Genomic DNA, 13,475 nt, shown 5'->3' on the forward strand with positions numbered 1-13,475 from the left:
GCGTTCACCATGACTCGTTGATCACAACGCGTGAACCACGCCAGATCCGAAGTCCACCACTCCCCGGGACGCTATCAATGTTCACCTCAGAGCCTGGGTGAACTACCACAAGAGCCAAGGGCCTCTCCTGCCATTTTTCGTCAGGAACTCCGATGACCGCTGCTTCGTAGATTGAGGGATGACCGATAAGCGCGTTTTCCAGTTCTACCGACGAGATCCATTCCCCGCCAGATTTGATCACGTCCTTTGAGCGGTCCGTCAGGGTCAGGCATCCGTCCGGATCGATGCGGCCGACGTCACCGGTACGCAACCATCCTTCGTCAAATTTGTCCGAGTCGAAATCACCGAAATATGAGCCGGTTATCCAAGGCCCACGCGCCTGAATCTCCCCAACGGATTGTCCGTCCCACGGCACGTCTTTACCGTCGTCGTCCCGCAGACGGATTTCGACACCGCAGATCGGCCGACCTTGACTGGCCCGCATCTCCCATCGTCTCGTCTCGTCAGCGTCGCGACTCGGACGTGCAACGGTAGCCAGCGGAGACGTTTCGGTCATACCCCATGCCTGCACGATGGGCACGTTGTACTTTTCTTCAAACCCACGAATCAGCGAAATCGGAACAGCCGATCCGCCGCAAGCGACCAAACGTAGCGAAGAAATATCCCGCCCAGGATGCGAATCCAGATATCGGTCGACATCATTCCAGATCGTCGGAACCGCACCAGCGACGGTCGGCCCGGTGTTTTCGATGAGCGATACCAATGGTTCGGCTTGGAGATACCGGTCAGGCAGCACCAGATCCGCACCGGACATCAACGCTGCATAGACAAGCCCCCACGCATTGGCGTGAAACATTGGAACGATGGCCAACAGACGGTCGGCCTCGCTGATCGACAACGCATTAGCTGTGCACGCGGTCAGGGAGTGCAGGTAGGTGGAACGATGACTATAGACGACGCCTTTGGGATCTCCCGTGGTGCCGCTGGTGTAACACATGGCCGCGGCAGACAACTCGTCGAGAACCGGCCACTCAAATGACTCTTCCTGGCCGGCAAGCACTTCCTCGTAACACAGAACTGTTTTTCCGCTTCCCTGCAACGGGGCAAGGTCGCCCTGTCCTGTGACGATGACGGTGTGCACCGACGTCATCGCAGGGAGCACGGCAGCCAGCAACGGCGCGACCGACGCGTCGACTATCACAATCTGGTCGTTCGCATGATTGGCGATGTACGCGAGTTGATCTGGGGCCAAACGAAGGTTCAAGGTATGCAGGACCGCACCCATGGAGGGAACCGCACAGTAGGCCTCCAAATGTTCCTGGTTGCTCCATTGGAAGGTGGCCACGCGTTGATCTGCAGTGACGCCAAGGCTGCGCAGTGCGTTGGCGAGTTGAGCTACTCGCGGCAGCATCTCGCGATAGGAAGTCCTACGATAACCAGCTCCGGTTTGAGTGATGACCTCGCTATCACCGTGTATGGCTGCCGCATGCTGAACGATTGCCGAGACCGTGAGGGGAACATCTTGCATAGTGCTTTGCATCGTGTAGTGCCCTTTCAGGCGAAGAGGTCGGGACTGCTGTTCGGCTGGTCGATGAAACTGCCGTAATGCGATTTCAGTGCTTGCAGGATGTCCGCTAGGGGTAGATCGTCGTATGCTCCTCGATCGCACAGATACTCCATGTGCTGGGTGCCGTCACCCGTAAACCCATGTAGCAGTGCATCGCTACGACCATCGAAATCGATCGGCGAGACACCGAAACGCGCGCACAACTCACGATTGAACGCCGGAGTGGCCTTTACCCAGGCACCGTTGAGAAACATGAGACTGTAACCGTGATAGACAAAGACGTCTGTACCACCCATCCGCTCACGCAATGTCTTGGTTTGGAGGTGGTTTCGAACGTCGGCGAACCCCAGCCGCGCCGGAATTCCAGCCGCTCGGCACGCTGCCGTCAACAGCACGGCCTTCGGGACGCAGTAGGCGCGTCCTGATGTCGCGACAGTACTGGCGCGATACGCGTCCCGGTTATCGGTGACTGTGTAGGGGTCATACCAAATGGAGTCACGGACCGCGGTAAAGATGCATATCGCTTTCGTAATGTCGTCAGAGGCGCCCCGGATCGCCGACGACACGAAGTCACGTACCGCATCATGTTGCCAATCTAGAAATTCCGTGGTTTCGAGATAACGCCTGTAATCGTCAGTCATCGGCGTCGCATCTCCAACGGAAGTCCGTCGACCGGAACAGGAAGCGAGGTGTTGTCCCACCGGATCTGATAGTTCTCCGGAACCGTCCAGATGAACGACCGCAGCATCCGGTGCAGGATCGCTTTGACCTCAAGAGTTCCGAATTGCATGCCGATACACTTATGCGCTCCTCCCCCGAAAGGTACCCAAGCGAACCGGTGGTGTTGATCTTCGCGCCGAGGCTCGTCAAAACGTGAAGGATCGAACCGCTCAGGATCACTCCAGATCGTTCGATCGAAGTGATTCACCGCAGCTGTAATGGCACAAACGGTGCCCACTGGGATGTGATATCCGTCGATGGCTACATCGCGAACCGTCTTGCGCATCACCAACGGAACAGGCGCAACCAATCTGAGCGCTTCCTTGATCACGAGATCGATAACCGCCATCTTCTCTAGGGCCTCGATGTCTGGTAACCCGTCACCGACGGACTCGGCTTCCGCCGCCGCTGCCTCCTGCCACACCGGATTCTTGGCGAGGAAATAGGCGACCGCAGTAGTGGTGATCGTCGATGTGTCGTGAGCCGCCATCATCAAGAAGATCATGTGACTCACCACATCCTCGTCGGAGAACCGCTCCCCGTCTTCGGTGGTGGCTTGACAAAGAGCAGCGAACAGATCGTCCGTTTCACCGGCTCGCGCGGCCGGCAGATGCCTGAAAAAGTAATCCTCCAAGACGCGCCGGCCTCGCACGCCGGCGCGGAATCTAGTTCCCGGAAGCGGAACACGCACAAGGGAGCTCGCTGCACGCACCGCAGCGACGAACGCCTTGTTGACAGCATCACTCTCCTCCTTGCCGCGGCCACCCATGAAAACGTCGGTGGCTACATCGAGGGTGAGTTCCTTCAGCAGTGGATAGATTCGAGCCGACGAGCCCGTCGGCCACGCGGGTACTGCTGAGCGAACGCGTGGGGTCATTTGCTCGACATATCCGGTCAGGCGCGGACGCGTAAACGCCTCCTGCATGATGCGCCGGTGCATCAAGTGCTCATCAAAGCTCATGAGCATCAAACCGCGATGAAAGAAGGAGTCGATCAAAAAGGACCAGCCATCCTGAGAAAATGCCTTGGCTTCGCTCGTGAAGGCCTGCCGGGTGGCCTCCGGACCGGCGATGACGACCAACTTGGTGCCGAACGCGCCCATCCACGACACAGAACCCAGACGGTCGTAGCGCTCTCGGCTGAAATCCGATCCGAATCGGATGTAGTCGAGCGTATGACCGACAAGAGGCAGGCCTGGATCGCCGAGCACCGGTTTCAAGCCACTTCCGGGTGGCACAACAGCGAGTTCACAGACCGGCCAGCCTCGGCTCCATCGACGCCAACTCTCGTCAACGACACTCGGCGCTGGCGCAAGCAGGACGGACGACAGACTCCTTCTGGCTTCAATCACAGGCTCAACAAGCGGGTTCACAACAGCTCCTCCCAGTCACGGCGTACCTTGACCGCACTCGCCACCAGTTTTTACATATTGGATGTAAATGTCAATATCTAGACAGATATGATATTTTGTCGTCAGCGGCGGCTGAATCTCGGCCTCGTCACATGCCGTTCGACTGACACCGCCAGGCTGGACTTCAGACCAACCAGCTGACGCTCCAGCAAGAAGTGCCCACGCTCGCCTGGTTTCCGAGTCAGGATCCGTTACATGAACGTCGATACCGGCCTGCGTGCGCCGAAATTTCACCGCTCGGTGCGCGGCGCCGACTGGGCACAGAGTGCCCAAGCTGACCACGGCAATAGTTGCCTCAAACCTTTGCATAGCGAGACTCATCGTCGTGCGTCAGTTTTCCGCAACAATGGGACCGCGATCTACCGATGTATTTGGCATCGCGTAGTAGCACTGATGCCATATCGCTGACCGCCACGAGATTAGGCGTTATTCCGACAAAAGTTACAGACATGCCCGGCTAATCCACGGTGGCAAACTCTCGCAACCGACACTTTCCGAGGAACGAGGCATAGCTACACCAGCAACGCCGACACCCACCACAATCTGCACCGGATCGCATCCATGCCGTTTAGAAAGAAACCTTCACCATATTTCGACAGAGACCAAAAGGTTACTGAAATTTACATCAAATCACTAGTTCGGCGCTTTTCATTTCGACGCAGCTTCTTTGAGGAATCTACCTGCACATTCAATCGCTTCGCGCGCCTCGGGCAAAACTCTGAACATGGCCTGGAAAACGTGAATTTGTCCTCGATACACCTGGATTTCGACCGATGAGCCGTCGGCTCGAAGATACTTTCCGAGCGTCCGCGAATCATCGATCAGCATTTCTCGACCACCGACTTGAATCAAGGTCGGTGGCATGCCGCAAAGGTCGGCAGTAAGCACGCTAACTCGAGGATCGCTGGGATCTGCCCCAGCTACGTACAACTGGAGCGCCCGTGCCGCCGACCGTGCAGACGCGAAAGGGTCTGAGCGCCGGACTTCGCGTGCTCGCGCTAGTTTGCAGCTGAGGTCCAGCACCGGGGACATCAGGAGCAACGAATCCGGGACTGGCAGCATCTCGTCTCGCGCGCTTAGCGCAGTCGCCATCGAGAGCTGCCCTCCTGCGGAATCTCCAGCCAAAGCCACAGAATCTCGCCCTCCAGATGAACTCGACCGATGCGCAAGCCAGCGGTACGCATTCAATGCGTCGTCAGCTGCGGCCGGGTACGGGTAGCGCGGCGCTAGTCGGTACTTGACGGCGAAGATCGGCCGACCGCTAGCTGAGGCCAGCTCACCGAGAAGTCCGCGATGCGTACCTGGAGAACACATCGAATAGGCGCCGCCGTGAATATAGAGCACAGGCGGTGCGTGAGGATCAACAGCGGACGATGTGACCCATTCCCCGCAAATCCGACTTCCAGCAAACTGGGCATCCACCTGTTCGACTGTCACCCCACGGCGTGGCCACGAGGTGGCAAGTGCCATACGCAGCACTCGATCCAAGACAGCAATCCCATAGGCATTCGGAGGGAGAACTCTGGCCAGCGGGCGAATCGTAATCTGAGACGAGAGAGCGAGCAAGTAGCTCGCGATGCTGGGCCGCCAGTCCGGCGCCTTCATATCCGTCACGACGAGGCCACCGACCCTCGCCTGTCAAATCGGTAACTAGACAATGGAAAGGTTCGGCTACGCAGAGATGTCTCGAGTGTCGTCGACGGGCGGAGCGGCACATCTCCATGTTGGTCGAAATAGTAACTATTTGCCGCCGAACAGGTGGGTTGCCAGAAAACTTGTCGGTGGCGTCGCCGGAGCACATCAGCAAAATACCGATCATTGGCCTCATCAGTGACCTCTATATAATTCGATCCCGACGCGCGGGCATGCCTAAGGCATCGGACAATGTGCCGACTCTGCGCTTCGATTAAGGCGAAATAAGAAGAACCGTTGTAACCATATGGACCAAAGATGTTGAAATGATTCGGAAATCCCGGGACGCTCACGCCCTCAAAAGCCTGGAGGCGGTGCTCGCCCCACCAAGCCGCCTGTTCGAGTCCACCGAGGCCTTTAAGCGTATATGTCGGCATGTTGCCCGGCTCCATCACCTTGAAACCCGTCGCGAGTATTAGAACATCAATCGGATAGGTTTCACCGTTGATCGTGTGAATTGATTGGCCATCTATGTATGAGATTCCATCCGTTTCGAGCGAAACATTGCGTCTATTGTAAGTCGTTAGATATGAATTGTGGAAGCTAGGCCTCTTACATCCGAGAGCATATTTTGGAATAAGACTTTCCCTCGTGCATGGGTCATCTACTTGATTGCGCATATAGCGCTTCGCGAGGTCCTCCATCGCGGTCGACATGGGAAGAATAGTGTGAAAGTGAGCCGCGATTGGAAACGTCAGCTCGACAAATGCTTGACTACCTATGCGCGTGGCAAACTGCACGCCCGGAAAATGGCGTAATGCAGCGCGAGCCCACCTAGGTACCCGAAAATCCGGCTTAGGCAAACAATAGATGGGCGTACGTTGAAACACCGTCAAACTTGCCGCAGTTTTGGCGACTTCAGGAATCAGCTGTACCGCTGAAGCTCCCGTGCCGATGACTGCCACTCTCTTGCCCGCGACGTCCTTAGAATGATCCCATCGAGCGGTGTGCAGGGTGACACCAGCAAAGCTTGCAACGCCCGGTATCTCCGGCCATTTCGGGCGACTCAAAACACCTGAACAGTTGATGACGAAACGTGCGGCTAGCTTCTCCCCAGCCGCAGTCAGCAATTGCCATAGATTTACAGACTCATCATAACAAGCTTCAATAATGGTCGTATTGAAGCGAATTTTTTCGGCAAGCCCATACTTCTCTACACACTCGACCGCATAGTCTTTGAGCTCATTTCCGTGTGCATATGTTCGCGACCAATCAGCCCGTTTTTCGTAGGAAAATTGATAGCTATACGACGGAATATCCACCGCGATACCGGGATAAGTGTTCCAATGCCAAGTGCCACCTACACCGCCGGCTTCATCTACGATTAAGAAGTCGGAAAATCCCGCCTTTTGCAGGCTGATCGCGGTGCCGATACCCGAGAAGCCCGCTCCCACGATTATTATCTCACTATCGAAGACCTGCATATAAATTCATCGCTTCCTAAGACTGATCTATGGGCATTGTCATCCGACGCTTTTTGAGAAGCGCCGAATGATCGGCTTCTATCCGTCATTGCCAGTGACGATATAGTCATGCATGTCGAATTGAGAGAGTTCTCTTCTGAATTGGGTGGCAAAACCCGGATACATCGTACCGTTGTAGCCGTCCTCGGTTAGGTACCAACTTGTGCATCCTGAATTCCAAGTCGTCCGCTTAAGACGACGTTGGATGTCCGCGTGGTAGGCACTTTGCCGGTCATTTCGAACATCTAGAGTGCGCACACCTTGAGCTTGGAGCACTTTGATCGCCTTGACGATGTAGTCGATGGCCGCTTCCATATAGATAAGAGCTGAATTATGGCCAGGACCGGAATTCGGTCCAAAAGTGAAGAATAGGTTCGGATAGCCGGCGACGTTCACACTTTTATAGGCATACGTTCCCCGAGACCATTCATCGTCTAGCTTTCGCCCGTTTAGACCTCGCACCGGGAAGGGTGTGCCTTGCTTACAGACATCAAATCCGGTTGCAAAAACTATACAGTCGACCTCATGCTCGACACCATCGGCTGTCCGAATACCGTTAGGAGCCAGAGTAGCAATTGGCCAACTAATGAGCTTGCAATTACTAGCTTGCAGGGCTGGGTAGTACTCGCTGGTCATCAGCATCCGTTTGCACCCCGGCCTGAAGTTAGGGGTCAACTGCCGTCGAAGCCAGCTGTCCTTCACCTGCCGACGCAGATTAGATTTCGCCGCTATTTCGATGACTGTCGTTGCAGCCGTATCCCACACCATGCCGACAGCCATGACCTCGTGCGCCCAAAACCATATCTGTCGCCCAGCTTGTTCGAGTGAAGACGAACGACGGAACATGGATCGCAACCAGCCCGGGTGCGTGAAATTCGGCCTTGGTAGAACCCAACCGGGCGTTCGCTGAAAGACCTTGACTGATTTAGCGCATTTTACCAATTCTGGCACAATCTGGACTGCACTCGCACCTGTTCCGACCACGGCAACACGTTTGCCTGAAAAGTCATAGGCGTGATCCCAGCGAGCGCTGTGCATCTTTTTGCCTTCGTATGAATCAATACCCCTGATGTCCGGGAGACTCACATTCGCAAGTGGCCCACTCGCAATGACGATCGACCGACCCACGTATCGCCGGCCATCCCGTGTGTCAGCAACCCAGGTAGCGCTTTCTTCATCGAATTCAATCGAACTCACTTCAGAACTAAATTTGATGAATCGAGTAAGATCATACTTTGCTACGATTCGTTCAATATATTGCAGTATCTCGGCGCTACCCGAGTACGCTTGCGACCAGGAAGGGTTCTGTTCAAAGGAGTAAGAATAGAGCAATGAAGGAATGTCGCAAGCCGCTCCGGGGTAGCTGTTATCCCGCCAGGTTCCTCCGATACTATCGGAACGCTCCAATATAACGAATTCGTCCATGCCCTCCTGAATCAGCCGAACAGCCGTGCCGATACCAGCGAATCCGGCGCCAATTATTAGAGTGGTCTTTACTTCTGTCATTTCGCTACCGGCTCATAAGTCAGCTCGTCAGTCCATGAAGGTGGTCGACCTAGAACTCGAACGGGGAAAACATCGATTGCGTCGCCCAGGCGCTGTGATATGAAATGCAGGGGTTGGGAGCGTTTAATCGAAGACGACATGTGAGCCTTCAGAATGTGATATCCGGGAACCCTCCGAGTGTGTTCACTGCGATCACCGACATTCGCGTAACGTGTTACGGCGTTGTATAGTTTTTCTTCCGACAAGCCCATGGCATTGAGATTCATCAGCATTCGCGTTAGGAGAGGTACATAGAGTAACCCGCCAGCCAGGATTCTTGGATCAATCAGCGCGCCAGCTGTTTGGATTGCGTGGACTCGCATCGGGCTGGCACCCAGATCATTGAGGACCTGAAAACCTACGGCTAGATGCCTCGACTCGTCGCTGTTCACTTTATTGAAAACCTCGGCACAAAGCGGGTCCGCGACCTCGTCCAATAGAAATTTGAGCAAAGCTCCGTCGAGGGCGGTTTCCAGAGCGGGAATCGCGGCACCAATCACCGTTAATGGTAGAGCTTCAGCATATCGATCTAGCCATTCAATCACCAGCCGGATATTTTTGTTCGGAACGGGCTTTTCGTCCTTTTCCAGCATCCCCCACCGCCGCATGAGTGCTAGCTCAACGTTGGCGTGGCGCTGCTCTTCAGCGTGAAAGTACCGGTAAATGTCACCCAGAGCCTCGAACGGAGCTTTTGGTGCCATCGCCGCGAATGCCCGCGCTCCGACATGTTCAATCCACACTACGTCAGCCATGAACTGCTTGAGCTTGGGGCGCTGCTCATCCGTGATGAGCTCAGCACCCGGAGCATCCCAATCGATATCCGCCAGCGCCCATTGCTTACTTTTTATGGTTTCGAGCATATCGCTATATGCGAAAGACATTTCCTTACCCGCTTTCTCTAGACGATCTGTTTCCAGGAAGCCACTTGATCCATCAATCCCAATGCACGTGTGAAAGTGCTCGGTAGTGTTCTTTTAATCTGCCACAGCACTTTTGCATCGATCTGAGGCACGACGTAGATTTGCCCCCGGTCATGTGCGTCGAGTGTTTTGCGTGCGACAGACTCCGGCGATACGCCGGTCCACTTCATCAGCGTGCCCGCGAGTCTGGCAGCAGACTCTTGGATCTGAGGATTATCTACGATGTTGGTTTTCACAAATGTCGGACAAAGCACGGTGACATTGACATCGGTACCAGAAAGTTCGGCTGCTAATGTCTCTGATAGAGCCAAAACGCCCGCTTTACTCACGTTGTAGGCGCCCATACGCGGCGCGGCGCCAAAACTTGCCGCGGACGCAACGTTGATTACACCGCATCGGCGATGCTCGCGCATCCGAGGGACAAAAGTCTCGCAACCGTAGATCACACCCCAAAGGTTCACTGAGATCGCGGCATTCCAGTCGTTTATCGATGTTGCACCGATAACGTTGCCACCCGCGCCGATTCCGGCGTTATTGATCACCAAGCTGGCGGGCTTTCCGAACCAACTCTCACCTGTCTTTGCCAGCTGCTGTACCTGGTCAAGTTCGGTCACATCGCATTCGATGTCGAGGCCTTCGCCGCCTGCCTGGCGCACCAGTTCGGCCGACGCGCGCGCTGTGCTCAGATTTCTGTCAGCACATATCACCCGGCCACCGCGACGCGCGAGCTCTACAGCAAAGGCGCGCCCGATGCCACTGCCCGCCCCCGTCACGACAGCGTCGGCTCCATAACTCCGGCCTGGCGTTCGGCCAAGAAACGACAATCTCATGTGACCTTTCCCTATTTGATTTAGCGGCCGCAGAGAGATTGCGACGCAACTCACTTTTGGTGGCGGCTGCCACCATTGGTGGCGGATGACACCAGTTTGTCGGTCGCTTGTCCCGTTTGTCAAGATGGTGGTGTGCGGTCTCAAAACAAGCGCTGGGGTGGGCGCACAGGCGCGGAACGGCGAGCAGAGCGGCGCCAGAGGTTCATCGAGGCGGCGACTGAAATATGGACCGAGAACGGCTGGGCTGCGGTAACCATGCGCGGCGTGTGCGCAACCGCCGGGCTCAATGACCGATACTTCTACGAAGAGTTCAAGACCCGCGACGATTTGCTCGTGGCAGCGTGGGACGGTGTCCGGAGTGAGGTGCTAGGCGAGCTCTCAACGCTGTTCAACGAGCGAATCGATCGGCCGGCGATGGAGACTATTACCGCGGCGATCGCCATCGTGGTTGACCGGATCGCTTCCGATCCAGGCCAAGCCAGCATCCTTCTCGCCCACCACGTCGGCAGTTCTCCACTTCAGGATCGCCGCGCACTCGCACTGCAAGACGCAACGCAACTCGTCGTGGAGGCAAGCCGACCCCATTTGCTTAATGACGTAGACGAGGCAGCGCTCCGCATGGATACCTTGGTTGCCGTAGGAGGTTTCGTCGAAGTCATCACCGCGTGGCATTCTGGGCTGCTCGATGTGTCGAAGGACGAGGTGATTGTGCATACGAGCCGACTAGCCGAGATTCTCGCGCAGCGTTACCTGGCTGATTGATGCACGGTGATGTAGCTGGTCGACTCGTTCTGCTCCGTCGAACTAGGTAATTCAACGAAGGCGATGTGCGCGACGGGGTCACCAGACACATGGCCTGGGGAACCGTCCGCTTTTGCGATCACACGAATGATGTCGAATACGATCGACCACGAGGTGCCCCACCGAACTCCAGCGGCAATCCACCGACAACACTATGCGTATTCCTACAGGTCGCCAAGGTTGACAATTGGGACCTCACCAATCGATGGGCGAAGCACCGAAGGTGCCCGGTGGACGAGAATCCGACTGCGGCTGGCGCCGATGCCCTGCGCCACCGCAGCCGGGAACCGACCCCGCTCACCAATTGGTCAACCGGGACGAAAGCTCTTGTCTTCGCCTTGATGAGCGTCGGGTTATTCGGTCTCCACCCATAGTCGGCGAATCGGGACTCTAGAGCGCCGCAGCTGCCAGAAGAACGACGAGGCGATCGCATCGATGGTTTCAACTCATACCGATTACGGCTGTCTGCGATCGGGTGCGGAAGGCACGAACGCGGCCTGCCGCAAACAGGTTCACTGCACTTCCTGTTGATGAGCCCCGTTGTCTGCACGGCGAACGAGTTCCGCGAATAGTTCACCGAATCCCTTGATGTCCCCATGCGCAGCGAAGTGCCCTACTTCCACTGCTACGAAGATCGCTTCAGCAGTGAAGCGCATGACGCCGTCAGCACCAATTCCGGCGCCGGTGACGTGGATGGCACGGCCATTGCGTTCAGTAATACGCGCGGCGAGCCTATGGGCATCATGCAGCGGAACCGGCTGCAAGTACTCGACGGTCAGCCTGCGTGTGACAGCCGGCGTTCCGGCGATCCACAACGTGAAGCCAAACAAGTCATCGCACGCGGCGGCGATGGCCCCGCCGTGGGCGAGACCTGGCGCGCCCACGTGCCGTTCATCGAATGTGACGTCCGCGTACACCTCCTCCCCTCGGCGGAAGACCGAAAGGTGCAGTCCATGCGGATTGTCTGGTCCACAGCCCATACACGTCGGAGTGTGCGACGGTAACCGCTGCACGTCCGGTGGATTCGAAATGCTCACAAAGACCTCTTCTCGTCACTGGTGGCAAGTACCACGATCGCTGGCGCTCGAACGCGGGCCGACTGCCCTGCTCGCTATCCCGAAGACGGGTAAGGGCACCACACCGATGGCGCCGAATCGGATTCCCTTGTCGCGCAACCGGGCACGAAAACTCCTCGTTACTTCCAGCAGAGACTCATCGACGTGTCTGGCGAACGCGAACGCCCGCCTCGAGACCTGCGAATCCTCACTAAGCCGGAAGCAACATGCTGTATTCAGCGTAGCCAGCAGCGACATCCACCAGTACTCACGAGAGTGCCGGAACGCTGGCTACCTGACAGTCAATGTTCATAGTCCGAGCAGCACAATCCGTACAGTTAGTTTCCCTACGCTACATTGAGTAGCATAGGGAATGCAATCGCTTTTCAACCGGGGCACCGACACAAAACCGCATCGAGTTACGGCTCAGATTCGCCGCGCACGTCTGCACCGCGGTGTGTGACCGCATGGTCGCGATCGCGTCCGGGAACCCAATGAGCCCGCCGCAGCGCACGGTCAACACATCCTTGACCCTGCGGTTGGCCAAAGCGGCGGATACCGACACCTAGAAAAACGAAGCGCCTTCGTTCGGCTGAACCCAGATCACCCGAACGCGCTTGATCCCGGTCATATCGACGGCCACAGCGATGTGGCGCGGCGTTGGTGGCGTGCGGCCGCCGTCTTTGACCTTCACGATCATCGCGTCGAGCTAGATCACCGGATACGACGATTCCGGCGGTCGGCGCTGCCATGCCAGGACCCCATCGGAGACCTCTTCGACGATACTGGGGATCGTCTCTCGCGATGCCTGCGTCCCGATCGCCGAGCCAAATCCGAAATCGGATGTCCCGCAAATTGATTCCGCACCGCATATAGAGAGATGGCCATGCCATCGAGCCTGCCTTAACCACGCTGGCCGATGGGTACCAGCATCGGGGGCAACGAACCGCTGCGGTCTCGCGGCACGTCCAAGAGTACCGGGCTGGCGTGGTGAGCACCGTCTTGAGTGGCCGCCGTTACAGCCCCTTGATCAGCTCGCCGTTCTCGTCCCCAAGGTGAGCAGGGAGTTCGGCGCCAGCCCACGTTGAAGGACGAGCTTGATCAACCTCGGCAGCAGCCCGCCATCACCGGTCACCGCCATCGATCAGCGCCGGCAGTTCATGCACTGCCCCGAAGCACGAAGCGCGTCGGCCATCTCGACTGCAGGGCTGGCGGCAATCAGCGCCGCATCCATTGCCCTTTTATGTCGTCACGTCCTGCGATCCTTCCGTTAAGAGGATTTACACAGTCCATCTGATGCGCCCACGGACCGCCCGCCATGCCGAGCGGGCTACTTCTTCGACTCAAGTACGCGCCACACGCCCGACTCGTGGACGATGCGCGCCAACGACGCCGTGAACGAGACCCGTTCGAGGCGACCCTCGGGACAGAAGTGTCACCATCAAGACCACCGGAACTGTCATAAATGAGA

General features: G+C 56.8%; 9 protein-coding genes and 2 pseudogenes. 1 reads left to right on the forward strand and 10 read right to left on the reverse strand.

Annotated features, from left to right (window positions below; genetic code table 11):
- Positions 1–67 precede the first annotated feature (67 nt).
- From ACJH7A_RS26950 to ACJH7A_RS26985, 8 genes and pseudogenes are all read right to left on the reverse strand, one after another.
- A pseudogene (locus ACJH7A_RS26950) lies at positions 68–1,540 on the reverse strand (fatty acid--CoA ligase); the annotation flags it as partial.
- Positions 1,541–1,554: 14 nt separating this feature from the next.
- Complete coding sequence (locus tag ACJH7A_RS26955) at positions 1,555–2,208, reverse strand: transglutaminase family protein (protein ID WP_226519101.1); 654 nt, start codon at positions 2,206–2,208, stop codon at positions 1,555–1,557.
- The gene (locus ACJH7A_RS26960; RefSeq protein WP_226519102.1) at positions 2,205–3,659 is read right to left on the reverse strand and encodes a cytochrome P450; all 1,455 of its coding nucleotides are present in this window, start codon (positions 3,657–3,659) and stop codon (positions 2,205–2,207) included. The genes ACJH7A_RS26955 and ACJH7A_RS26960 overlap by 4 nt, the downstream gene beginning before the upstream one ends.
- Before the next feature lie 687 nt (positions 3,660–4,346).
- Positions 4,347–5,303 (reverse strand): alpha/beta hydrolase, encoded by a 957-nt coding sequence (locus tag ACJH7A_RS26965; protein ID WP_406802999.1) that lies wholly within the window; start codon positions 5,301–5,303, stop codon positions 4,347–4,349.
- 5 nt (positions 5,304–5,308) lie between these two features.
- Positions 5,309–6,814, reverse strand: coding sequence for an NAD(P)/FAD-dependent oxidoreductase (locus ACJH7A_RS26970; RefSeq protein ID WP_226519104.1), 1,506 nt, complete (start codon positions 6,812–6,814; stop codon positions 5,309–5,311).
- Between the two features lie 78 nt (positions 6,815–6,892).
- A complete protein-coding gene (locus ACJH7A_RS26975) occupies positions 6,893–8,359 on the reverse strand; it encodes an NAD(P)/FAD-dependent oxidoreductase (protein WP_226519105.1) in 1,467 nt (488 codons plus the stop codon).
- Positions 8,356–9,279, reverse strand: a complete 924-nt coding sequence (locus ACJH7A_RS26980; RefSeq protein ID WP_226519106.1) for a ferritin-like domain-containing protein — start codon at positions 9,277–9,279, stop codon at positions 8,356–8,358. Before ACJH7A_RS26980 ends, ACJH7A_RS26975 begins: the two co-directional genes overlap by 4 nt.
- Before the next feature lie 17 nt (positions 9,280–9,296).
- Entirely contained in the window at positions 9,297–10,148 is an 852-nt protein-coding gene (locus ACJH7A_RS26985) for an SDR family oxidoreductase (protein ID WP_226519107.1), read from the reverse strand.
- 132 nt (positions 10,149–10,280) lie between these two features.
- Here ACJH7A_RS26985 and ACJH7A_RS26990 point away from each other — a divergent pair, with 132 nt between their 5' ends.
- The gene (locus ACJH7A_RS26990) at positions 10,281–10,910 is read left to right on the forward strand and encodes a TetR/AcrR family transcriptional regulator (RefSeq protein ID WP_293021507.1); all 630 of its coding nucleotides are present in this window, start codon (positions 10,281–10,283) and stop codon (positions 10,908–10,910) included.
- 551 nt (positions 10,911–11,461) lie between these two features.
- On the opposite strand, the gene ACJH7A_RS26995 is transcribed toward ACJH7A_RS26990, so the two are convergent.
- Both ACJH7A_RS26995 and ACJH7A_RS27000 read right to left on the reverse strand, forming a co-directional pair.
- Positions 11,462–11,929, reverse strand: a complete 468-nt coding sequence (locus tag ACJH7A_RS26995; RefSeq protein ID WP_293021524.1) for a PaaI family thioesterase — start codon at positions 11,927–11,929, stop codon at positions 11,462–11,464.
- Positions 11,930–12,410: 481 nt separating this feature from the next.
- A pseudogene (locus ACJH7A_RS27000) lies at positions 12,411–13,238 on the reverse strand (transposase); the annotation flags it as partial.
- Positions 13,239–13,475: the final 237 nt, after the last annotated feature.

The organism is Mycobacterium sp. SMC-17, assembly GCF_045310915.1.
Classification (GTDB): Bacteria; Actinomycetota; Actinomycetes; order Mycobacteriales; family Mycobacteriaceae; genus Mycobacterium.

What these genes read in the sequence shown, in the direction of transcription:
- ACJH7A_RS26955 (WP_226519101.1), bottom strand. Translation starts at nt 2,208, where the DNA reads ATGACTGACGATTACAGGCGTTATCTCGAAACCACGGAATTTCTAGAT.
- ACJH7A_RS26965 (WP_406802999.1), bottom strand. Translation starts at nt 5,303, where the DNA reads ATGAAGGCGCCGGACTGGCGGCCCAGCATCGCGAGCTACTTGCTCGCT.
- ACJH7A_RS26970 (WP_226519104.1), bottom strand. Translation starts at nt 6,814, where the DNA reads ATGCAGGTCTTCGATAGTGAGATAATAATCGTGGGAGCGGGCTTCTCG.
- ACJH7A_RS26975 (WP_226519105.1), bottom strand. Translation starts at nt 8,359, where the DNA reads ATGACAGAAGTAAAGACCACTCTAATAATTGGCGCCGGATTCGCTGGT.
- ACJH7A_RS26980 (WP_226519106.1), bottom strand. Translation starts at nt 9,279, where the DNA reads ATGTCTTTCGCATATAGCGATATGCTCGAAACCATAAAAAGTAAGCAA.
- ACJH7A_RS26985 (WP_226519107.1), bottom strand. Translation starts at nt 10,148, where the DNA reads ATGAGATTGTCGTTTCTTGGCCGAACGCCAGGCCGGAGTTATGGAGCC.
- ACJH7A_RS26995 (WP_293021524.1), bottom strand. Translation starts at nt 11,929, where the DNA reads ATGGGCTGTGGACCAGACAATCCGCATGGACTGCACCTTTCGGTCTTC.